Source organism: Phyllobacterium phragmitis, assembly GCF_002980495.1.
Lineage (GTDB): Bacteria > Pseudomonadota > Alphaproteobacteria > Rhizobiales > Rhizobiaceae > Paramesorhizobium > Paramesorhizobium phragmitis.
Genome location: NZ_PVBR01000004.1, coordinates 314,794 through 337,576, shown reverse-complemented (window position 1 = coordinate 337,576; position 22,783 = coordinate 314,794). Strand labels below are relative to the sequence as shown.

The 22,783-nt window shown below is 61.6% G+C and carries 21 protein-coding genes; 10 read left to right on the top strand and 11 right to left on the bottom strand.

Annotated features, from left to right (window positions below; all coding sequences use genetic code 11):
* Positions 1–80: 80 nt before the first annotated feature.
* Both trmD and rimM read right to left on the bottom strand, forming a co-directional pair.
* Positions 81–779 (bottom strand): tRNA (guanosine(37)-N1)-methyltransferase TrmD, encoded by a 699-nt coding sequence (trmD, locus tag C5748_RS07605; protein ID WP_105741317.1) that lies wholly within the window; start codon positions 777–779, stop codon positions 81–83.
* A complete protein-coding gene (gene rimM, locus C5748_RS07600) occupies positions 776–1,369 on the bottom strand; it encodes a ribosome maturation factor RimM (protein WP_105741316.1) in 594 nt (197 codons plus the stop codon). Before rimM ends, trmD begins: the two co-directional genes overlap by 4 nt.
* 126 nt (positions 1,370–1,495) lie before the next feature.
* On the opposite strand from rimM, the gene C5748_RS07595 reads away from it, so the two are divergent.
* The 3 genes from C5748_RS07595 (at position 1,496) to C5748_RS07585 (ending at position 3,966) form a co-directional block, all read left to right on the top strand.
* Positions 1,496–2,452 (top strand): tyrosine recombinase XerC, encoded by a 957-nt coding sequence (locus C5748_RS07595; protein WP_105741315.1) that lies wholly within the window; start codon positions 1,496–1,498, stop codon positions 2,450–2,452.
* Positions 2,453–2,538: 86 nt separating this feature from the next.
* On the top strand, positions 2,539–3,612 hold the full coding sequence (locus C5748_RS07590; RefSeq protein ID WP_105741314.1) for a TraB/GumN family protein: 1,074 nt from the start codon (positions 2,539–2,541) through the stop codon (positions 3,610–3,612).
* A gap of 120 nt (positions 3,613–3,732) precedes the next feature.
* Positions 3,733–3,966 (top strand): hypothetical protein, encoded by a 234-nt coding sequence (locus tag C5748_RS07585; protein ID WP_105741313.1) that lies wholly within the window; start codon positions 3,733–3,735, stop codon positions 3,964–3,966.
* Between the two features lie 64 nt (positions 3,967–4,030).
* Here C5748_RS07585 and lpdA read toward each other — a convergent pair whose 3' ends face one another.
* The 9 genes from lpdA to C5748_RS07535 form a co-directional block, all read right to left on the bottom strand.
* A complete protein-coding gene (lpdA, locus tag C5748_RS07580; RefSeq protein WP_105741312.1) occupies positions 4,031–5,437 on the bottom strand; it encodes a dihydrolipoyl dehydrogenase in 1,407 nt (468 codons plus the stop codon).
* 169 nt (positions 5,438–5,606) lie between these two features.
* Positions 5,607–6,254: a LysE family translocator gene (locus C5748_RS07575; protein WP_105741401.1), complete on the bottom strand. Its 648-nt coding sequence runs from the start codon at positions 6,252–6,254 to the stop codon at positions 5,607–5,609.
* Between the two features lie 232 nt (positions 6,255–6,486).
* Complete coding sequence (gene odhB / locus C5748_RS07565; RefSeq protein ID WP_105741311.1) at positions 6,487–7,740, bottom strand: 2-oxoglutarate dehydrogenase complex dihydrolipoyllysine-residue succinyltransferase; 1,254 nt, start codon at positions 7,738–7,740, stop codon at positions 6,487–6,489.
* Positions 7,741–7,786: 46 nt separating this feature from the next.
* Positions 7,787–10,813, bottom strand: a complete 3,027-nt coding sequence (locus C5748_RS07560; protein WP_105741310.1) for a 2-oxoglutarate dehydrogenase E1 component — start codon at positions 10,811–10,813, stop codon at positions 7,787–7,789.
* A 174-nt stretch (positions 10,814–10,987) separates the two neighbouring features.
* A complete protein-coding gene (sucD, locus tag C5748_RS07555) occupies positions 10,988–11,890 on the bottom strand; it encodes a succinate--CoA ligase subunit alpha (protein ID WP_105741309.1) in 903 nt (300 codons plus the stop codon).
* 3 nt (positions 11,891–11,893) lie between these two features.
* Positions 11,894–13,090 (bottom strand): ADP-forming succinate--CoA ligase subunit beta, encoded by a 1,197-nt coding sequence (gene sucC / locus C5748_RS07550; RefSeq protein ID WP_105741308.1) that lies wholly within the window; start codon positions 13,088–13,090, stop codon positions 11,894–11,896.
* Between the two features lie 107 nt (positions 13,091–13,197).
* Positions 13,198–14,160 (bottom strand): malate dehydrogenase, encoded by a 963-nt coding sequence (gene mdh, locus C5748_RS07545; protein WP_105741307.1) that lies wholly within the window; start codon positions 14,158–14,160, stop codon positions 13,198–13,200.
* Between the two features lie 219 nt (positions 14,161–14,379).
* The gene (zapE, locus tag C5748_RS07540; RefSeq protein ID WP_105741306.1) at positions 14,380–15,576 is read right to left on the bottom strand and encodes a cell division protein ZapE; all 1,197 of its coding nucleotides are present in this window, start codon (positions 15,574–15,576) and stop codon (positions 14,380–14,382) included.
* A gap of 51 nt (positions 15,577–15,627) precedes the next feature.
* Positions 15,628–16,191 (bottom strand): protease inhibitor Inh/omp19 family protein, encoded by a 564-nt coding sequence (locus tag C5748_RS07535; protein ID WP_105741399.1) that lies wholly within the window; start codon positions 16,189–16,191, stop codon positions 15,628–15,630.
* Positions 16,192–16,486: 295 nt separating this feature from the next.
* Here C5748_RS07535 and C5748_RS07530 point away from each other — a divergent pair, with 295 nt between their 5' ends.
* The 7 genes from C5748_RS07530 to gloB all read left to right on the top strand — a co-directional run bounded on the left by C5748_RS07530 (position 16,487) and on the right by gloB (position 22,773).
* Entirely contained in the window at positions 16,487–16,651 is a 165-nt protein-coding gene (locus C5748_RS07530; protein WP_105741305.1) for a DUF1328 family protein, read from the top strand.
* Positions 16,652–16,833: 182 nt separating this feature from the next.
* Positions 16,834–17,700, top strand: coding sequence for a diaminopimelate epimerase (gene dapF / locus C5748_RS07525; protein ID WP_425350221.1), 867 nt, complete (start codon positions 16,834–16,836; stop codon positions 17,698–17,700).
* Positions 17,700–18,983 (top strand): tRNA (N(6)-L-threonylcarbamoyladenosine(37)-C(2))-methylthiotransferase MtaB, encoded by a 1,284-nt coding sequence (gene mtaB, locus C5748_RS07520; protein WP_105741303.1) that lies wholly within the window; start codon positions 17,700–17,702, stop codon positions 18,981–18,983. Before dapF ends, mtaB begins: the two co-directional genes overlap by 1 nt.
* Positions 18,984–19,002: 19 nt before the next feature.
* Positions 19,003–20,502: a signal recognition particle-docking protein FtsY gene (gene ftsY / locus C5748_RS07515; RefSeq protein WP_105741302.1), complete on the top strand. Its 1,500-nt coding sequence runs from the start codon at positions 19,003–19,005 to the stop codon at positions 20,500–20,502.
* On the top strand, positions 20,503–21,171 hold the full coding sequence (locus C5748_RS07510; protein ID WP_105741301.1) for a septation protein A: 669 nt from the start codon (positions 20,503–20,505) through the stop codon (positions 21,169–21,171).
* A 149-nt stretch (positions 21,172–21,320) separates the two neighbouring features.
* The gene (locus tag C5748_RS07505; protein WP_105741300.1) at positions 21,321–21,755 is read left to right on the top strand and encodes a hypothetical protein; all 435 of its coding nucleotides are present in this window, start codon (positions 21,321–21,323) and stop codon (positions 21,753–21,755) included.
* A 247-nt stretch (positions 21,756–22,002) separates the two neighbouring features.
* On the top strand, positions 22,003–22,773 hold the full coding sequence (gene gloB, locus C5748_RS07500) for a hydroxyacylglutathione hydrolase (protein WP_105741299.1): 771 nt from the start codon (positions 22,003–22,005) through the stop codon (positions 22,771–22,773).
* Positions 22,774–22,783: the final 10 nt, after the last annotated feature.

The window sequence follows — 22,783 nt, the reverse complement described above, 5'->3', positions numbered from 1 at the left end:
CCGAAACGCCACCCCTGCCTACCCATGCGGTCAAGACCCGCGCGCAGAGGTCACTTGCCTTCTCCGCCCAAGCAGGACGATCATTTGGCTTTTCCCGTCTCCGGATAGGCCTTCCACAGATCGGGCCGTCTTTCCCGCGTGATCCGTTCAGCCTCGGCACGCCGCCATTTGTCGATCGCGCCATGATTGCCGGAGGTCAGCACATCGGGAATCGAGCGCCCCTCCCACTGCTGCGGGCGCGTATAATGCGGATGTTCGAGCAGCCCCGTTTCGAAGCTTTCCGTCTCGCCCGACTGCTCGTTGCCCATGACGCCGGGCAGGAGCCGGACCACCGCATCCAGCAGCACGAAGGCCGCCGTCTCGCCGCCCGAAAGAATATAATCGCCGATCGAAACCTCTTCGAGATCGCGCGCCTCGATGACCCGTTCATCGACGCCTTCGAAGCGTCCGCAAAGGATGATCGCGCCCGGCCCTTCGGCGAGAGCCCGCACCCGTTTCTGGGTCAGGGGCTTGCCGCGCGGGCTCATCAACAGCCTTGGCCGCTCATCCGCCGCGTGGTCGATGGCGCGCGCCACCACATCGGGCTTCATCACCATGCCCGCCCCGCCGCCGGCCGGCGTATCGTCGACCATGCGATGCCGCCCCTCCGCAAAATCGCGGATCTGTACCGTCTCCAGCCGCCATTTTTCCTCGGCCAATGCCTTGCCGGCCAGCGAAATGCCGAGCGGGCCTGGAAACATTTCCGGGTAAAGCGTCAGCACCGTCGCGCGGAAACTCATTTGCGCTCCCGCCTGTCCCGTCCCCCGTCCTGGCCCTTATCCCGATCATCGCCCGGATCGTCGGAAGCATCGTCATCGGCGACGAGACCGGCCGCAACCGGATCGATCACCAGACGCCCGGCCTCGAGATCGATTTCGGGCACGGAGCTTTGCGTGAACGGGATCAGATAGGGCCTGCGCCCTGATGTGCTCAGTTCGATGAGGTCGCCGCCGCCGAAATCGAAGATGCCGGTGACCCGTCCGATCGCAGCGCCTTCCGGATCGACCGCTTCGAGGCCGACCAGATCCGTATGGTAGAATTCGTCCTCGTCAAGTTCCTCCGGCAATTGCTCGCGGTCGATGAACAAGGCCACGCCGTTCAGTTTCTCGGCCGCATTGCGGTCGTTCACGCCCTTGAACCGCACCACGACGACGGTTTTCGCCGCGCGGATTTCCATGATTTCGAAACTGCGGCCGGTTTCATCATAAAGAAGCCCGTAATCGCCAAGCGCCAGCGGATCGCCGGTAAACGTCTTGACACGGACTTCCCCACGCGTGCCGTGCGGTGCGCCGATCACGGCAAGCTGGACTGGATTTTCTGGTTTGGGCATGCGTTTCCTATCATTGCGCCAATTGTCTTCACGTGGCCTTACCCAATCCCGGGCAAAACGCCAAGTGGCAACCACTTTGTAACATCTCGGTGGCATGGTCGAGCTTGGATTGGTGGGAAAAGCCCGATGACAGCAAGACATGCAGCAACGGAATTCCTCGTGCCCGCCCGTGCAGACCTTATGGCGGCGCGCGAAGAATGGCTGAATTCATTGAAAAATGCGCGCCGCCTGTCGCACAATACGCTTGAGGCCTATGAGCGTGACACGAGACAGTTCCTGCATTTCCTGACCGGCCATCTGGGCGGCCCGCCTTCACTAAGGGATGTCAGCGCCCTGCGCGTCGCCGATCTGCGTTCGTTCCTGGCCAGCCGCCGCAATGGCGGCGCCGGCGCACGCACGCTGGGCCGCGGCCTGGCGGGCATCCGCTCCCTGCTGCGGCATCTGGAAAAGCGCGGCCTCGCCAACGCCGCCGGCGCAGGCGCCATGCGCGCACCGCGCCAGCCGAAATCGCTTCCCAAACCGCTTGGCCTCATTGATGCAAAACGCGTCGTCGATGCCGGCGAACAGCTTGCGGCCGAGCCGTGGATCGCCGCGCGAAATGCCGCTGTCCTGACGCTGCTCTATGGCTGCGGGCTGCGCATTTCCGAAGCACTCGGCCTCGACGGCGGCGATCTCACCGACAGCGACGCACGCTCGATCGCCGTCAAGGGTAAGGGCGGCAAGACCCGGCTCGTACCGCTTCTGCCCGTCATCCACCGGGCCGTCGAGGCATATCGCCGTCTCTGCCCGTATGATCTGGCGCCGGGCACGCCGCTGTTCCGAGGCGCCAAGGGCGGAGCGTTGCAGCCGGCCATCATCCAGCGCGAAATGCAAAACCTGCGCAGCGGCCTCGGCCTGCCCGACACGGCAACGCCGCATGCGCTGCGCCACTCCTTCGCCACCCATCTGCTGGCGCGCGGCGGCGATCTGCGCACCATCCAGGAACTCCTCGGCCATGCCAGCCTTTCCACGACGCAGATCTATACCGGTGTCGATACCGACAGGCTTCTGGAAATCTACGACAACGCGCATCCACGCGCGTGAAAACGGCCTCATATGAGCCGGAATAACAACAAAGCGAACGATCCGGTTAACGCTTTTTCGTCAAATAGCGCGGTAATCCTCCCCTGATGAAAAACACCCCGCCCCGTCCCCGCGCCGACCGCATTGCCGATCACGCGCTCAGATTCGTCTTCGCCTTGAACCTGCTGTTCTTTTTGTTATTTGCCGCAGCACTGGTCATGGCTGCGACGGCCAGGGCGGAAACCATTGCCTGCACCGGCAAGGATCTGATCCCCGGCCTTGCCCGCGATGACCCTGCAAAACTTGCCGCGATCCGGGCGGAAGCGGCCGCTATACCCAATGGCGACGGCCTTTTGTGGAAGATCGAGAAGGACGGAGCGGCACCCTCCTATCTGTTCGGCACCATGCACCTGACCGATCCGCGGGTCGCCAATCTCCCCGCGACTGCGCAAAAAGCCTATGACGCTTCGGCGGCCGTGGTCGTCGAGACCACCGAAATCCTTGATCCGCAGGCTTCCATAAAGGCCATGGCCGAGCGCCCGGATCTCATGATGTTCACCGACGGCAGAACGCTTGATCAGCTATTGCCTGCCGACAAGATCGATGGCGTCCGCGCGGCACTTGCCAAACGTGGCGTTCCGCTTGCCGCCGTTTCCAGGATGAAGCCCTGGATGCTGACCAGCCTGGTGGCGATGCCGGCATGCGAGATGGCGCGTAAAAAGAGCGGCGCAGCCTTTCTCGACCTCAAGCTTGCGGAAGTTGCAAAAGCCCAGGGCAAGGACCTCCTGGGCCTCGAGACCATGGTCGAGCAGTTGGATGCCATGAATGCGCTGTCGCTCGACTTCCACATTCAGGGACTGATCGAAACATTGGCGCTCGGCGATCGCCTGGACGATCTCTATGAGACCATGCTGGTCCTCTACATCGAGGGCCGGACCGGCATGATCATGCCGGTGCTGCGATCGCTCGCGCCTGATGACACATCCGATGACGGATATGCCGCTTTCGAACAGAAGATGATCGAGGCACGCAACACCGTCATGGCCAAACGCGCGATCCCGATCCTCGATAAGGGCAATGCCTTTATCGCCGTGGGCGCGTTGCATCTGCCCGGCGATAAAGGTCTGATCGAAGGCCTTCGCGCCAGGGGCTATCGCATAAGCGCGATGACCGGCCCCTGAATTAAGTGAAATCTTCTTCATTTCGAATTTTCGGGAACGAACCCGGCCGCTCCGCATTGTTCGTCTTATAACGGGGTCGCCACGACCCTGTTTCCGTTCGACCAATCGAAGGAGAGCGTGATGGTTGACCCTCTCGACCCCAATCTGCAGCCGGGCAGACAGAACAGGCCGGATGATCCTGTCCAGGAGCCGCCGCGGCCGGTAAGACGCAGCATGTCCAACGCCTATCTCATCGCAGCGGTCCTGCTCGTCATTCTCCTGATTGCCGGCTATTATCTCTATTCAGGCGGCGACACGGCGAATGCACCCGCGCCTCCCGAACCGGCAACCCCGACGACACCGGCTCCCGGTTAAAGCAAAAATCAAAAAGCCCGGACGCTGTTGACCGGGCTCTTTGATCAACCGATGGAACCAGATCTCAGATGTGGATCGGCTTGAAAAAGGTCGCCAGCGCCGCCTCGCGCACCGCCTCAGACATGGTCGGATGCGCATGACAGGTACGTGCCAGATCTTCCGACGAACCGCCGAACTCCATCAGCACGGCCAGTTCATGGATCATCTCTCCCGCGTTATAACCGAGGATGTGAGCGCCGAGCACCCGGTCCGTCGCCTTGTCGGCGAGGATTTTGACGAAGCCGTCCGTATGCAGCATGGCCCGGGCGCGCCCATTGGCGGTGAACGGGAATTTTCCCACCTTGTATTCGATATCGGCTGCTTTCAGCTCCTCCTCGGTCTTCCCCACCGAAGCCACTTCGGGCTGCGTATAGACGACGCTCGGAATGACGTCGAAATTCACATGCCCAGCCTGGCCCGCGATGATCTCGGCGACGGCGACGCCTTCGTCCTCCGCCTTGTGCGCCAGCATCGGCCCTTTCACCACGTCGCCGATGGCATAGATGCCCGGCACGCTGGTCAGCCAATGATCGTCGATCGTCACGCGCCCGCGCTCGTCGACGGCGACGCCCGCGGCTTCGAGGCCGAGCCCGTCCGTATAGGGCCTGCGGCCGGTCGCCACCAGGACGGCATCGGCTTCGATGGTTTCCGCTTCGCCGCCCTTGACCGGCTCGAAGATGACCTTGGCGCCCTTCGCGGTCTTCTCCACGCCCGTCACCTTGGCGCCGAGCTTGAACGCGATCCCCTGCTTTTCCAGCATGCGCTGGAATTGCCGGGATACCTCTCCATCCATCGGCCCGAGGATCTTGTCGAGGAATTCGACCACCGTCACCTTGGCGCCGAGACGGGCCCAGACGGAGCCGAGCTCCAGCCCGATCACGCCGGCGCCAACCACGACGAGATGGCCGGGAACCTTGCCGAAATCGAGCGCGCCGGTCGATGAAACGATGATTTTCTCATCGAACTGCACATCGACGCCGGGAATGCCGGCCACATCCGAGCCGGTGGCGATGATGATGTTCTTCGCCTCGACCTCGTGCATCGTGCCCTCGTCGGTCGTCACCGACAATTTGCCTTCGCCGAGCACCTTGCCGGTACCGATGAACGTATCGATCTTGTTCTTCTTGAACAGGAACTCCACGCCGTTGACATTGGCTTTCACCGTCGCATCCTTATGCGCCAGCATCTTTTTCAGGTTGAGCTTCGGCGTTCCGACCTCGACACCGAGCGTGTCGAAGGAATGTCCGGCTTCGGCGAATATTTCCGAGGCGTGCAGAAGCGCCTTGGAAGGGATGCAGCCTATATTCAGGCAGGTGCCGCCGAAGGTCTTGCGCTTCTCGACCACAGCCACCTTGAGGCCAAGCTGCGCCGCCTTGATGGCTGCGACATAACCTCCGGGACCAGTTCCGATGACGACGACATCGTAAGACATTGAGCTATCCTCTTTCTAAAGTATGATCCCGAAAAGTTGCAGACTTCCAGGTAAGATGCGGCATAGGCGGAAACCGGCGTGGCGAGGCCGGCGCCGAACATCGCTGCAAATGCCAGTCTGGAGATAGGCTGTTTCATGCGCATCGTTCCATCCCTTGGCCCTCACCCGTTCAATTGGCCTGCTGCGTCGCAAGCTTGATGCCGAGCCCGATGAAGACCATGCCGGTCACCCGGTTGAACCAGCGTCCCCAGGCAACGAACCGCTCACGCACCGATGCCAGCGTGAAGAAGGTCGAGACCGCCACGAACCAGGCGATCAGGCACCCCGCCATCAACAGCCCGTAGACGCCCTGGACGGCAATCGGCGTCTCATGGCTGACGAGCGTGGAAAACAGCGAAAGAAAGAACAGCACGGCTTTCGGATTGAGCGCGTTGGTGACGAAGCCCATCAGGAAGCAGCGCAAAACGGAAATCCCGTCCGCCTCAGATGAGCCCTCCCTGATATCGGCAGCGATCTCGGGCGTGCCGACATTCTTCTCCCTGAGCGCCTTCACGCCGAGATAGATGAGATAGGCAGCACCCGCCCATTTGAGCAGCGAGAACAGATAGAGCGATTTCGACACGATCAGCCCGATGCCGAGGATCGTATAGCCGATATGGAACAGGAGTGAACAGCCGATGCCGATGCTGGTGATGATGGCGGCGCGCCGGCCATGCACGATGCTCTGGCGCACCACCAGCGCGAAATCCGCGCCGGGCGAAACGATCAGGATCGAAAACACCGCCATCAGCCCGGCAAACTCGATCACATATGGCATCATGGTCGTTCTCCGGGTGGATGGAAAGGCTGGCGCTAGACACCCCCCTCTGCCTTGCCAGGCATCTCCCCCACAAGGGGGGAGATTGGCTGACAGTACTTTCCGCCTTCATTCTGCAACGTCTGCGATTGGTGCCGCACGTTGATGAAGGCCTAATCTCCCCCCTTGTGGGGGAGATGGCTGGCAAGCCAGAGGGGGGGTAGAAACGCGCATTTCCATCGAAAGGTTTCTCTCAGAGATCCAGAACCAGACGCTCCGGATCTTCCAGCGTGTCCTTGACGCGCACCAGGAAGGTGACGGCTTCCTTGCCGTCGACGATGCGGTGATCGTAGGACAGCGCCAGATACATCATCGGGCGGATGACGACCTGTCCAGCAATTGCCACCGGACGCTCCTGGATCTTGTGCATGCCGAGAATGCCCGACTGCGGTGCGTTCAGGATCGGCGTCGACATCAGCGAACCGTAGACGCCGCCATTCGAGATCGTAAAGGTGCCGCCCTGCATGTCCGATACGGAAAGCTGGCCGTCACGCGCCGCCTTGCCGAGCCGGCCGATTTCCTTCTCGATCTCGGCGATGGACATCCCGTCGGCATTGCGCACGACCGGAACCACCAGTCCCTTTTCGGTACCGACGGCCACGCCGATATGCGCATAGTTCTTGTAGATGAGGTCGGTTCCGTCGATCTCGGCGTTGACCGCCGGGATTTCCTTCAGCGCATGGGTGACCGCCTTGGTGAAGAAGCCCATGAAGCCGAGCTTCACGCCATGCTTCTTCTCGAACAGCTCCTTGTAGCGGTTGCGCAGCTCCATGACCGCCGACATGTCCACCTCGTTGAAGGTGGTCAGCATCGCCGCCGCGTTCTGCGCATCCTTCAGGCGCCTCGCGATCGTCTGGCGCAGGCGGGTCATCTTGACCCGTTCCTCGCGGCTTTCGTCATCGGCGCCGGATGGCGCGCGTGCCGCCTTCGGCGCTTCCGCCGGCTGGGCAGCGGGGATCCCCTTCGACAGGGCCTCGAGAACATCGCCCTTCAGCACCTGACCGCGCTTGCCGGAACCCTCGACCTGATCGGCCGAAACGCCTGCTTCCGACAGGAGCTTGGCGGCGGAAGGGGCGGGAGCCATGGCCGGACCGGATGTGGCCGCGTCCGAAGCAGCCGCAGCGGGAGCGGCAGCAGGAGCAGCAGCAGCCGGTTTCGGCGCTTCTGCCGCCTTCGGTTCTGCCTTCTTCGCCGGAGCAGCCGCGGCGCCACCGGCTTCGATCATGCCGAGCAATGCGCCGACTTCGACGGTATCGCCCTCCTTGGCGGTGATCTCGCTGAGCGACCCGGCTGCGGGGGCCGGCACCTCGACCGTTACCTTGTCGGTTTCGAGTTCGACCAGCGGTTCATCGACGGCGATTGCGTCGCCCGCCTTCTTGAACCACTTTCCGATGGTTGCCTCGCTAACGGATTCCCCGAGAGTGGGAACGCGGATTTCGGTCGCCATGATCTTGCTCTTCCGTTGGTGGTCAGTCTGTTCAGTTGTGTTGGTTTCAGGAGCCTAAGGCATCTTCGAGGAATGCTTCAAGCTGCGACATGTGCTTCGACATCAGACCGGTCGCCGGCGAAGCTGACGCCGGACGCCCGGTGTAGCGAACCCGCTGATGCTTGGCATCGATATGTGCGAGAACCCATTCGAGATAAGGATCGATGAACGACCAGGCGCCCATGTTCTTCGGCTCTTCCTGGCACCACACCATCTCGGCGGTGCGGAACCGCGAAAGCTCGGTGATCAGCGCCTTGGCCGGGAACGGATAGAGCTGTTCGACGCGCAGGAGATAGATGTCGTCGATGCCGCGCTTCTCGCGTTCCTCGTAAAGATCGTAATAGACCTTGCCCGAGCACAGAACGACGCGCCGGATCTTCGAATCCTTCTGCAGCTTGATCGGCTGGTCCTTGAGATATTGCGCATCGTCCCACAAAAGCCGGTGGAACGACGACTCGCCCGACATCTCGGCCAATGTCGAAACGGCACGCTTGTGGCGCAGAAGCGACTTCGGCGTCATCAGGATCAGCGGCTTGCGGAAATCGCGCTTCAACTGGCGTCGCAGGATATGGAAGTAGTTGGCCGGCGTCGAGACATTGGCCACCTGCATATTGTCTTCGGCGCACATCTGCAGCCAGCGCTCGAGGCGTGCCGACGAGTGCTCCGGCCCCTGGCCCTCATAACCATGCGGCAGCAGGCAGACGAGACCGGACATGCGCAGCCATTTGCGTTCGCCGGACGAGATGAACTGGTCGAACACCACCTGCGCGCCATTGGCGAAATCGCCGAACTGCGCTTCCCACAATGTCAGGGCGCGCGGCTCGGACAGTGAATAGCCATATTCGAAGCCGAGCACCGCCTCTTCCGAAAGCATCGAATTGATGACTTCGTAGAGCGCCTGCCCCTTTTGCAGATTGTTCAGCGGGATATAACGCTGTTCGTTCTCCTGATCGTAGAGAACCGTATGGCGTTGCGAAAACGTTCCACGCTCGACATCCTGGCCCGAGAGGCGGACCGGATGGCCCTCGATCGCAAGCGAGCCGAAGGCAAGCGCCTCCGACGTCGCCCAATCGATCCCTTCACCGGTCTCGATCATCTTGGCGCGGTTGTCGAGGAAGCGCTGAACGGTGCGGTGGACATGGAAGTCCGCCGGCACTTCGACCAGCTTCTTGCCGATCTCCTTCAGCGTCTTGATCGGCATCGCCGTCTTGCCGCGGCGCTGCTCGTCCTCATTGTCGGCCTTGCGCAGGCCCGACCAGGCGCCATCCAGCCAGTCGGCCTTGTTCGGCTTGTAGCTCTGGCCCGCCTCGAACTCCGTTTCGAGGTTGGCGCGCCAGTCGGCCTTCATCTTCTCAAACTCGGCTTCGGTGACCACGCCTTCCGCGATCATCTTTTCCGAATAGAGCTGCACGGTCGTCTTGTGCGCGCGGATGTTCTTGTACATCAGCGGCTGCGTGAACGCCGGCTCGTCGCCTTCATTATGGCCGAAACGACGATAGCAGAACATGTCGATGACGACGGGCTTGTGGAAGATCATACGGAACTCGGTCGCAACCTTCGCCACATAGACCACCGCTTCCGGATCGTCGCCATTGACGTGGAAGATCGGCGCCTCGACCATCTTCGCCACATCGGAAGGATAGGGCGAGGAGCGCGATAAACGCGGATTGGTCGTGAAGCCGATCTGGTTGTTGATGATGAAATGCACCGTGCCGGCGACGCGATGTCCCTTGAGGCCGGAAAGGCCGAGGCATTCCGCCACGACACCCTGGCCGGCAAAGGCCGCGTCACCGTGGAGAAGCAACGGCAGGACCTTGGCGCGCTCGGACAAGGGCACCATTTCGTCACGGCTGCGGCCGACGAGCAGATCCTGCTTGGCGCGGGCCTTGCCCATCACCACCGGATTGACGATTTCGAGATGCGAGGGGTTCGCCGTCAGCGACAAATGGACGCGATTGCCGTCGAATTCACGGTCGGAGGAAGCGCCGAGATGGTACTTCACGTCGCCCGAGCCCTCCACGTCGTCGGGCGTGTAGGACCCGCCCTTGAACTCGTGGAAGATGGCGCGGTGTGGCTTCGCCATGACCTGGGAAAGCACGTTGAGGCGGCCACGGTGGGCCATGCCGAAGACGATTTCCTTCAGCCCCATCGAGCCGCCGCGCTTGACGATCTGCTCCAGCGCCGGGATCAGCGCTTCGCCGCCGTCGAGGCCGAAACGCTTGGTGCCCTTGTACTTGACGTCGATGAACTGCTCGAAGCCTTCCGCCTCGATCAGCTTCGACAGGATCGCCTTCTTGCCCGCCGGGGTGAAGGCGACGCCCTTGCCGGGGCCTTCGATACGCTCCTGGATCCAGGCCTTCTCGGCCGGATCGGAAATATGCATGAACTCGACGCCGATGGTCGAGCAATAGGTGCGCTTGAGAATTTCGAGCATCTGCGGGATCGTCGCATATTCGAGACCCAGCACATTATCGATGAAGATCTTGCGGTCGTAATCGTCCGGCATGAAGCCATAGGCTTCGGGCGCCAGCTCGTTGTAATCATCCGACGGCTCGGCAAGGCCGAGCGGATCGAGATTGGCGTGCAGATGGCCGCGCATGCGATAGGCACGGATCATCATGATGGCGCGCACGGAATCCCGCGCCGCATTGGTGATCTCCGCTTCCGTGAAAGCCGGTGCAGCCGCGCCCCCACCTGCGCCGTTGCCGGGCTTTGCCTCGCCCTTGCCCGCCTTGGCCTTCAATTTGTCGGTGATGTGCTTCTCGAGTTCGCCCCAATTGCCGTCGAGAGCGGAGACGAGCTCGCCATTGCCCGCTATGGGCCAGTTCGGCTTTGCCCAGGACGCGCCCTGCGCGTTCTTTCTCACATCCTCGGCATTGTCGCGAAGATTGGCGAAGAAATCCCGCCACTGCGGATCGACCGATGCCGGATCATCCTCATACTTCGCATGGAGTTCCTCGATATAATCGGCATTGCCGCCATAGAGGAATGAAGTAAGGGCGAAAACGTCGTTGGCTTGTTCCTGCCTTGCCATATGTCTTGCCGGAGCGTCAGCTCCGTCTCCTTTAGCCGCTTCGAGGCCTTTGCCTCTGATGCCATCCGGCGCAAACCGTCCCGATGGTCTTCTCGCATTCCATGCCGGCGACAGGCCGAGGAGGCCTGCCACCCATTTTGATCATCGCGCCAGACATTCCATCTGGCTGCGATATCAGCCCTTCAACACCTCGACCAGGGTCTTGCCGAGCTGTGCCGGCGACGGGGAAACGCGGATGCCCGCTGATTCCATCGCCGCGATCTTGTCTTCCGCGCCGCCCTTGCCACCGGAGATCACCGCGCCGGCGTGACCCATGGTGCGGCCGGGAGGCGCCGTGCGGCCGGCAATGAAACCGACCATCGGCTTCGCCCGCCCGCGCTTGGCCTCATCCTTGAGGAACTGCGCCGCCTCTTCTTCCGCCGAACCGCCGATCTCGCCGATCATGACGATCGATTTGGTGGCATCGTCTGCAAGGAACATCTCGAGAATGTCGATGAATTCCGTACCCTTGACCGGATCGCCGCCGATGCCCACCGCCGTCGTCTGGCCAAGGCCTTCGTTCGACGTCTGAAACACTGCCTCATAGGTAAGCGTGCCCGAGCGCGAAACAACACCCACCGAGCCCTTCTTGAAGATATTGCCCGGCATGATGCCGATCTTGCATTCCTCAGGCGTCAGCACGCCGGGGCAGTTCGGACCGATGAGCCGCGACGAGGATTTGTCCAGGTGTGCTTTGACCTTGACCATGTCCATGACGGGAATGCCCTCGGTGATGCAGACGATCAGCGGGATCTCGGCATCGATCGCCTCGATGATCGCAGCGCCAGCGCCTGCCGGCGGAACATAGACAACGGACGCGTTGGCGCCCGTCGTTTCCTTGCCCTCGGCGACCGTGGCGAAAATCGGCAGGCTTTCGCCCTTCGCGCCTATCCAGGTCTCTCCACCCTTCTTCGGGTGGACGCCGCCGACCATCTTGGTGCCGTAATAGGCCAGCGCCTGTTCGGTGTGGAAGGTGCCGGTCTTGCCGGTAAGACCTTGCACGAGGACCTTGGTGTCCCTGTTGACGAGAATGGACATGCCTCAGTTCCCCTTCACTGCAGCGACGATCTTCTGCGCCGCATCGTCGAGATCGTCGGCCGAAATCACGTTCAGGCCGCTCTCGTTGATGATCTTCTTGCCGAGTTCGACATTGGTGCCTTCCAGGCGGACGACCAGCGGAACCTGAAGCCCCACTTCCTTGACCGCCGCGATCACGCCTTCAGCGATGACATCGCACTTCATGATGCCGCCAAAGATGTTGACCAGGATGCCTTCGACCGCCGGATCGGCGGTGATGATCTTGAATGCCGCCGTCACCTTCTCCTTGGAAGCGCCGCCGCCGACATCGAGGAAGTTCGCCGGCTCCGCGCCATAGAGCTTGATGATGTCCATCGTCGCCATGGCGAGGCCGGCGCCATTGACCATGCAGCCGATATTGCCGTCGAGCGCGACATAGGCGAGGTCGTGCTTCGAAGCCTCGATCTCCTTTTCGTCCTCTTCCGTCGTATCGCGCAATTCAACGACATCAGGATGACGGAACAGCGCGTTGTTGTCGAAAGACACCTTGGCATCGAGAACGCGCAGATGACCGTCGGTCATCACGATCAGCGGATTGACCTCGAGAAGGCTCATGTCCTTTTCGGTGAACGCCGTATAAAGGATCGGGAAAAGCGTCAGCGCATCGGCCTTGGCATCGCCTTCGAGCTTCAGCGCATCGGCGAGCTTGACGGCATCCGCTTGCGTCACGCCCGTTTCCGGGTCGATGGCGAGCGTCACGATCTTTTCAGGCGTCTCCTCGGCGACCGCCTCGATATCCATGCCGCCTTCGGTCGAAACGACGAAGGCCGGGCGGCCGACGGTGCGGTCGATCAGGATCGAGAGATAGAGTTCACGGTCGATGTCGGCGCCGTCCTCGATATAGAGCCGGTTCACCTGCTTGCCGCCGGGGCCGGTCTGCTTGGTGACGAGCGTGTTGCCCAGCATCTCCTTGACGTTGGCGACAACCTCGTCAACCGACTTCGACAGCCGCACGCCACCCTTGGCGTCGGGCGCCAATTCCTTGAACTTCCCCTTGCCGCGGCCGCCGGCATGGATCTGGCTCTTGACCACATAGAGCGGACCGGGAAGCGTCTTCGCCCACTCCTCCGCCTGCTCGACGGAATAGACCGCCACGCCATTGGCGATCGGCGCCCCGTAGGAGTGGAGCAGGCGCTTGCCCTGATATTCGTGAATATTCATGCGGATGTCCTTTTCGGATATTCCGATCCGCTAGCAGCGGAACGTTTCCAAATGATGGAGAAAGGCGACCGATCATGACGAACCCGTCACGATCGGCTGAAAATCCTTTATTTGAGGTTCGGTGCGATTGCCGTGCAGGCTTCGCAAAGTCCCGCCACGGCAGCCACCGATTTGTCGAAATCCTTCTGCTCGGCCTTGTCGAGATCGATCTCGATCACGCGCTCCACGCCATTGGCCCCGATCACCACGGGAACACCGACATACATATCTTTCACGCCGTACTGGCCCGAGAGATGGGCGGCGACCGGAAGCACGCGCTTCTTGTCCTTCAGATAGGCTTCCGCCATCTGGATGGCCGAGGCGGCCGGTGCATAGAAGGCCGATCCGGTCTTCAGGAGGCCGACGATCTCCGCGCCGCCGTCACGGGTGCGCTGGATGATGCGATCGAGCTTTTCCTGGGAGGTCCAGCCCATCTTGACGAGGTCGGGGAGCGGAATGCCGGCAACCGTCGAATAACGCGCCAGCGGCACCATCGCATCGCCATGACCGCCGAGCACGAAGGCGGTCACGTCCTCGACCGACACGTCGAATTCCTCGGCTAGAAACAAGCGGAAGCGGGCCGAGTCGAGCACGCCGGCCATGCCGACCACCTTGTTCTTCGGCAGGCCGGAGAATTTCTGCAGCGCCCAGACCATCGCGTCGAGCGGATTGGTGATGCAGATGACGAATGCGTCGGCGGCATATTTCTGGATGCCCGCGCCCACCTGCTCCATGACTTTCAGATTGATGCCGAGCAGATCGTCGCGGCTCATGCCGGGCTTGCGCGGCACGCCGGCGGTGACGATGACGACGTCTGCGCCTTCGATGGCGGCGTAATCATTCGCGCCGACGAACTTGGCGTCGAAGCCGTCGACGGGCGACGATTCGGCGATATCCAGGCCCTTGCCTTGCGGAGTACCTTCGGCGATATCGAACAGGACAACGTCCCCGAGCTCCTTGAGTCCGGCCAGATGGGCGAGCGTGCCGCCGATCATGCCAGCGCCGATGAGGGCAATCTTATTGCGTGCCATGCTGGTTTTCTTCCCTGAACTGTGGTGCCAAGAAACGCATAAAGCCATCCGGCAACACCCGGAAACGCCCCAGCGCTTCAAGGTCGATAGGCCCGTTTGAAAAAGAACTCAACCGATTCTTTTCTCGCCAATGTTTTCAATCGTTTAGATTTAGAAATTCTTACGTAAACGTCAATTGAATTTAGCAAGGCACTGACTTGCTCAGGAAGAAACGGTCCTTCAGGCGCTGGAAACGGCGCTTTCCGCGCTTGCGCGAGGATCGCCCGCCTCTGCCGCTTGCAGATAGTCCTCGCTCTGCATTTCAAAAAGCCGTGAAGCCGTGCGGTCGAACTCGAACGCTTCCGTGCCTGATGGCGCCACATAGAGCTTTTCCGGCGTCGTCTCCGCCGAAATGACCAGCCTGGCATGATGATCGTAAAGCGTATCGATCAGCAGGATGAAGCGCTTGGCCTCGTTGCGGCGCGGATAATCGAGCACCGGAACGCCGTCGATGAAGATTGTATGATAGCGCCGGACGATCGCCATGTAATCGGAAGCGCCGAGCGGCTTGGAGCACAGATCGCCGAACGAGAAGCGGGCGGCATTGCCGGCCGTGCGCGGCACCGCCACCTCGTGCCCCTTGACGACGAGAACATCGGCACGCTCCTCCGCCCCGCCCCTCACGACATCCCACGCGGCATCCATCTGCCGGCGCGCCTCGTCCCCGAGCGGCGTCACATAGACCGGCTGGCGGTTCAGCTTCTCCAGGCGGTAATCCGTGCGGGAATCGAGATTGACCACATCGACATGGCGCTTCAGAAGATCGATGAATGGCAGGAAGAGCTGCCGGTTGAGCCCGTCGCGATAAAGATTGTCCGGCTGGACGTTCGACGTCGCCACCAGCACCACGCCGCGCTCGAAAAGCGCCCCGAACAGCCGGGACAGGATCATTGCGTCGGTGATGTCGGTCACCGTGAACTCGTCGAAGCAGAGCACCCATGCGGCCTCCGCCAGCGCATCGGCGACCGGCGGGATGGGATCGTCCTGCTTCGTCTCGCCTCGCTTGAAGGCCTGGCGATGTGCATGGATACGTTCATGCACATCGGCCATGAAATCGTTGAAATGCGCCCGCCGCTTGCGATTGACCGGCACCAGCGCATAAAACATGTCCATCAGCATGGTCTTGCCGCGGCCGACCTCGCCATAGATATAAAGGCCCTTGACCGGCTCGCGGTTTGCCGCCTTGCGCGCGAACAGCCATCCCAATGCACTCGATTTCTTGGAAAGGCGCTTTTCGCCGAGCTCCTCGATCAATTGGTCGAGCCGATCGGCAAGCGCAAGCTGTGCCGAATCAGGATCGACGTCGCCGGCGGCGGCCATCGCATCATAATGTTCGCGCACGGAAGGAAATGCCTTCAGCTTTTTGTCAAAAGACATTTTCCGTCCAATTCCGCCGGTTTTGCCTGGTTCGCCCGTTTGCCCTGAAGTTTATGGGCGAGAAAGGCTCACGGCCTGTCCGGTCGTGGTCTGGCCGTCGAACCGGTTTTCGCCTGACGAATAGAGCTGCGCCACCGTGCCGCCGGACGCATCATAGAAGACCAGCTGCTTGCCGTTCACCGCCCAGGAAGCAAGGTTTCCAAGTTCACCCGGGCAGCGCAGCGGACCGGCGCGATAGCCCTGGCCGAATTTCGTCTGCGGCGTCGCCACCTTGCAGCTCTGGCCGGCAACCGAAGCCGTCCAGACGCCGGCAACGCTGCCAACCGTCAGATCCGGCGCAGTGGCCGGTGGGACGTTCGCCATCTGTGTTCCAGTGTCGATCTCGCCCGGAAGAGCATTATTCTGCGCGCCGGCGGGCGGCGCCGGAAACTGCGATGCGTTGGGCGCAGGCAGATTGCTCTGCTGCACATTGCCCGCAGGGGCGGCCCGCAGCGGTGGAAGCGGAGACGGCGACGGCGAAACCGTATCGAGATTGCCGAGCCGTGAGCTCTGGCACCCCGCCGCAAGGATAGCCGCCGACGCTAGGCTCATCAAACCGGTTTTCGAAATTCCCATGGCGATCTCCATTTGCACAGGCGGGCCTCGTATTCCCGACACTGCTTCTGGTCAATACGACAGTGATAAAATGGTGATGTTAAGGAAATTGCAACCACGCCACCGGTTTTTCGCGGCGATAGCAGGCCTCCAAGCCGCCATTCCGATTAAAAAATCCCGGTACTGGCACTGGGAAGTCACACCTTGTCGTCGCCAACCATTTCCCGGCGATGCGGAACCGGACTGCTGCGTCGCCCGTTAGGGGATCACGCCAGCCGTCAAAATCCAATCGAACCGCCACCCCGGGGATCGCATCATGATCAAATGGATTTTCATTCTCCTCATCATTGCAGCCATTGCCAGCCTTCTCGGCTTCCGCGGTGTGGCAGGCGTCGCCGCCACGGGCGCCAAACTTCTGATTTTCGTCGTGCTGGTCGTGCTGCTGCTCGCGCTCATCTTCGGCGGCATTGTCGTAGCCTGACATCGTCTCGCGATCGACGCCCCCCACGATCCGGTGAAAACCGGGCCCGAAACCAGGCCCAAAACCAAGCTCTGGCAATTCGCCGTCAATTCCGCCATATAAGCCCCATATCGTTGAATATCAGACCGTAGCGACGAAGGGCCCCCGAACGAACAGTGAGCGAGCAGAGAGCTTTTGCCAAGATGAACGGGCTCGGCAACGAGATCATCGTTGCCGACATGCGTGGACAGTGCGACCGCATCGCACCTGCGGCGGCGATTGCGCTCGCGCGCGATCCGGCGACGAAGTTCGACCAGATCATGGCGATCCATGATCCGAAGACATCAGGCACCGACTATTATATCGAGATCATCAATTGCGACGGCACGCAGGCCCAGGCCTGCGGCAACGGAATGCGTTGTGTCGTGCAGGCGCTCGCAGCGGAGACGGGGCGTGACAACTTCACCTTCGAAACGCTGGCAGGCATTCTGACGGCTGAGCAACATGCCGGCGGTCTGATCTCCGTCGATATGGGCAAGCCGCACCTCAAATGGCAGGAAATCCCGCTGGCGGAGGAATTCAACGACACACGCCGGATCGAGCTTCAGGTCGGCCCCATCGACGCGCCTGTGCTGCATTCGCCCTCCGTCGCCTCGATGGGCAATCCGCACGCGATCTTCTGGGTCGATCAGGACGTGTGGACCTACGAGCTCGAAAAATTTGGGTCCCTATTGGAAAATCACCCGATCTTTCCCGAGCGCGCCAATATTTCCATCGCTCAAATCACGGCAAGCGACGCGCTCACCCTGCGCACATGGGAGCGCGGCGCCGGACTGACCCGCGCCTGCGGTTCGGCTGCCTGCGCCGCCGCGGTCAGCGCCGCCCGCTTAGGAACCACGGGCCGCAATGTCACCGTCACCGTTCCCGGCGGACCGCTTGAGGTCGAATGGCGCAACGACGATCATGTCGTCATGACCGGCCCGGCCGAGTGGGAATTCGCAGGCAGCTTCGATCCCGCCACCGGCGCATGGACCCGTGATACCGCCGCCGCAAAGCGGGGGGTGGCGTAATGGCGGTCGAAATCGTCACCTTCGGCTGTCGCCTCAACACCTATGAATCCGAGGTGATGAAGCGCGAAGCCGACGCCGCCGGCCTCGGCCAGATCGAAAGCGGCGCGATCGTCTTCAACACCTGCGCCGTCACCAACGAAGCCGTCAGGCAGGCGCGACAGGCCATCCGCAAGGCGCGCCGCGAAAACCCGCAAGCGCGCATCATCGTCACCGGCTGCGCCGCGCAGACCGGCGCCGATGACTTCGGCGCCATGGACGAGGTCGATCTCGTGCTGGGCAATGAGGAGAAACTGCGCTCCAACTCCTACCGGATGCTGCCGGATTTCGGCGTCAACCAGTTCGAGAAGGTCCGCGTCAACGACATCATGGAGGTTCGCGAGACGGCGAGCCACATGGTGGACGCCATCGAGGGCCGCGCCCGCGCCTTCGTCCAGGTGCAAAATGGCTGCGACCACCGCTGCACCTTCTGCATCATCCCCTATGGCCGAGGCAATTCGCGCTCCGTGCCGATGGGCGCGGTGGTCGAGCAGGTCAAGCGCCTCGTCGGCAACGGCTATCTCGAAGCGGTGCTGACCGGCGTCGATATGACCAGCTACGGGCCGGATCTCCCGGGGGCCCCGCGCCTCGGCAAGCTGGTGAAGACCATCCTGTCGCAAGTGCCCGACCTTCAGCGCTTGCGCCTCTCCTCCATCGATTCGATCGAGGCCGACGACGACCTGATGGAGGCGCTGGCCCTTGAAAAGCGCCTGATGCCGCATTTGCATCTGTCGCTGCAATCGGGCGACGACATGATCCTGAAGCGCATGAAGCGCCGGCATTTGCGCGACGATTCCATTCGTTTTTGCGAAACAGTCCGCCAGATCAGGCCGGATATCGTCTTCGGCGCCGATATCATCGCCGGTTTCCCCACCGAAACGGAGGAAATGTTCGAGAATTCGCTGCGGATTGTCGAGGAATGCGGCCTGACGCATCTGCATGTCTTCCCCTTCTCGCCGCGCGAGGGCACGCCCGCCGCGCGCATGCCGCAGGTGGCGCGGCAGATCGTCAAGGAACGCGCCGCGCGGCTGCGGACGGAAGGCGATCGCGCCTATGCGGCGCATCTGATAAAGCTCCAAGGCACGATGCAGAAGATCCTCGTCGAGCGCGAGGGTATCGGTCGCACTGAAGGCTTTACGCTGGCGGCCCTTGATGGCGGCGAGCCGGGCTCGATCGTCGAACGGCGGATTGCCGGGCATGATGGCGACAAGCTGATCGCCATCCCGGCCGGCCGCCAGGCGGCTTAACCGAACAGAAACGGCATTCATGGCTCTCGAATTCATCAAGAAGATCTTTTCCTTCGGCAAGAAGGAGATCGAGGAAGTGCCTGCTGAGGGCGCGCCCGAGGCACCTGCCCCGGAAGTATCCCAAGCACCGCCCGCCGCAGAATCCCAGCCTTCCGAACCGGAAATGCAGCCCGAACACGGGGAAGCCAAAGCCGGGGAAACGGCCATCGATCCGAACGTTCAGGCCGAAAAACCTGCAGAAACGGATCAACCTCAGCAACCGCCGGAGCCTGTTGTTGAAGAGGCGCCGCCAAGTGAAGAAATCGTCGAACCTTCGCCCTCGCAACAGGAACCGCCCGAGCCGGAAAAGACACCGGTTGCGGAAGTCGAGATCGCTATCGATGCCCCACCCGCCGTCGAGCCGCCAGCGGTCGAGCCTCCGGTTGAAACGCCGCCTGAAGTCGAGCCTGAGTCCCGGCCTGAGACCACGATTGAAACACCCGATACCGTCGAGCCGGAGCCCGCTCCAGAACCGGTGCCGCCGAAGCCGAAGAAAGTCTCGGTAGCACGATCCGTCGAGGCGCGCCAAGAGGAAGCCGAGCGTCCGACCGAGCCCGAGAAGAAAACGACCTGGTTCGAGCGCCTGCGCCATGGCCTGTCGCGTTCCTCGCAGCAGCTCGGCGATTCCATCGGCGGTATCTTCACCAAGCGCAAGCTCGATGAAGACACGCTGCAGGACCTCGAAGACGTGCTGATCCAGGCCGATCTCGGGCTGGAGACGGCGATGCGCATCACCGATGCGCTGGCCTCCGGGCGTTATGGCAAGGACATCGCCACCGACGAGGTGCGCGCCATCATGGGCGCCGAGATCGAAAAGGTGCTGACGCCGGTGGCAAAGCCGCTGGAGCTCGACCTTTCGCATAAACCGCATGTGATTCTCGTCGTCGGCGTCAACGGCACCGGCAAGACCACGACCATCGGCAAGCTTGCGGCAAAGCTCACCGCCAGCGGGCTCAAGGTGATGCTTGCCGCTGGCGACACCTTCCGCGCCGCGGCGATCGAGCAGTTGCACATCTGGGGCGAGCGCACCGGCGCGCCCGTCGTCTCGTCGAAGCTTGGCGCCGATGCAGCGGGGCTCGCCTATGACGCCTGGGAGAAGGCCAAGGAAGCGGGAAGCGATGTGCTCATCATCGATACCGCCGGCCGTCTGCAGAACAAGACCGAATTGATGGACGAACTGGCCAAGATCGTCCGCGTCCTCGGCAAGAACGACCCGGAAGCACCGCATACCGTGCTCCAGACGCTCGATGCCACCACCGGACAGAACGCGCTCAATCAGGTCGAGATCTTCAGGAATATCGCCGGCGTCAACGGTCTCGTCATGACCAAGCTCGACGGCACGGCGCGCGGCGGCATCCTCGTCGCCATCTCGGCCAAGCACAAGCTGCCGGTCTATTTCATCGGCGTCGGCGAACAGGTCGACGATCTCGAACCCTTCGCCGCGAAGGACTTCGCCCGCGCAATCGCAGGAGTGGCATGAATGGAACACCAGATCTTCGAACGCGATCCCTCCGATCCGGCAACCCGGTCGGACCCGATCCGCAGGCAAGTGCCGCCCCTGCTCAAGCTGGCGCTGGAACTGGGGCCTCTTCTCGTCTTCTTCTTCGCCAATGCGCGCGGCGAATGGCTGCTGGAGCGCTTTCCCGCATTGGGTGTGATCGGCGGTCCGATCTTCGTCGCGACCGCGCTTTTCATGGCGGCGACAGCCCTGGCGCTCAGCGTTTCATGGATAATGACACGCACCTTGCCGATCATGCCGCTCGTCTCCGGCATCGTCGTCCTGGCCTTCGGCACGCTGACGCTCTGGCTGCACAACGAAACCTTCATCAAGATGAAGCCGACCATCGTCAATACGCTGTTCGGCGGGGTGCTTCTCGGCGGGCTGCTATTCGGCAAATCGCTTCTGGGTTACGTCTTCGATCAGGCGTTCAAACTCGATGCGGAGGGCTGGCGTAAGCTGACGCTGCGCTGGGGCCTGTTCTTCCTCCTGCTCGCCGTTCTCAATGAAGTGGTCTGGCGCAATTTTTCCACCGATACATGGGTCGCCTTCAAGGTATGGGGCATCATGCCGATCACCGTTGCCTTCACCCTCTCCCAGATGCGCCTCATCATGAAACACTCGCTCGAGCCCACTGACGAAAAGACGTAGATATCCCCCGGACACGCAACCTTGAATTGTGGCGATAATGGAAACATCGGGCAATATTCGCCCTTAATCTTTCCATTATCGAATCCAAGTGCTGCCGTTTTCACCTGCGATATCTGGATTATTGCGTGATTTTCGGGGATATGAGGGATATGAAAACGGCGCTTATCATCATGACGCTCATGGGTTGCGACTGCGACGCCAAGCAGTGCGAATATATCCGCACGGCGGATGCAGGCTGGACCAGCATGCAGGATTGCGAGAAGGATCTGGCGCGCCAGATCAAGAGCCGCAAGGAGATGGGCTATCCCCTCATCACCGCCGCATGCGGGCCGGCCGGCCAGTCGGGCCGGCATCTCCTGGCTTCGGTCAGCCCGAAGATCACCATCCCCACCCATATTGGCGACAGGCCGCCGAACGATGCGGCAACCGGCGTCCCGGTCGAACCCAGGGGCGTCCTGGCGAAACGCACCCGCTTCGGCTATCAGACCGTGACCGATACCGTCGACAAGGCCGTCATGGGCACCGTTTCGGTTGCCAGTCGTGCTGCGGGCTGGGTCAGGCAATACGCCCTGCTCGGTTATTAAACCGGAGCCCGATAATCCCCGTCGCAAAACTGTTTCTTGCAGAAGCGGCCTTCCCGCGCTCTTATGGAAGCGGCGCGGCGATAATCCTTTTGTTTGCGGACGCCGGGCTACTGCATAATTCCTTAAATCGGAACCGATTTAAGGAATTATGCAGCATTTAAAAGTCTTAGAGCGTCCTTTGCGCGTCCAATTGGACATGCGGCGCTCTAAATGACTGGAATTTGCAATGGTACGAACAATGCCCCCGATGCCCCGGCTCGAAATCGAGCAGTTCCCCTGCCGCAGTGATAATTACGGCGTTCTGATCCACGATCCCGAAAGCGGGCTCACCGCCTCCATCGATGCGCCCGAGGAAGCGCCGATCCTGACGGCGCTGAAACGGCGCGGCTGGACGCTCGATTTCATCTTCACCACGCATCACCATCCCGACCACGTCGAAGCCAATCTCCCGCTCAAGCAGAAATTCGGCGCAACCATCATCGGCCCGGAAGCCGAAAAGACGGCTATTCCCGGCATCGACCGCACCGTCTCCGACGGCGAGCGCTTTGCCTTCGGCCGGTTTGAGGTCGAAGTGATTGCCACACCCGGCCATACGGCGGGCGAGATTTCCTATTATCTTCCGCAGGCCAAGGTCGCGTTCACCGGCGATACGCTGTTCGCGCTCGGCTGCGGCAGGCTCTTCGAGGGTACGCCGGCGGCCATGTTCCGCTCCCTGTCGCGGCTCGTCGCGCTGCCGGGCGATACATCGGTCTATTGCGGCCATGAATATAGCGAAAGCAATGCCCGTTTCGCCCTGACGATCGATCCCGAAAATCCGGCGCTGAAAGAACGCGCGAAAGAAATCACCCGATTGCGCGAGGCGGACAGGCCGACGCTGCCGACGACGATCGCATTGGAGATGGCGACCAATCCCTTCCTGCGCTGGCACGATCCGCGCATCCGCGCCAGGCTCGGGCTTCAAAGCGCGCATGACGAAGACGTGTTTGCTGAAATCCGCAAGCGCAAGGACCATTTCTGATGAATATGAC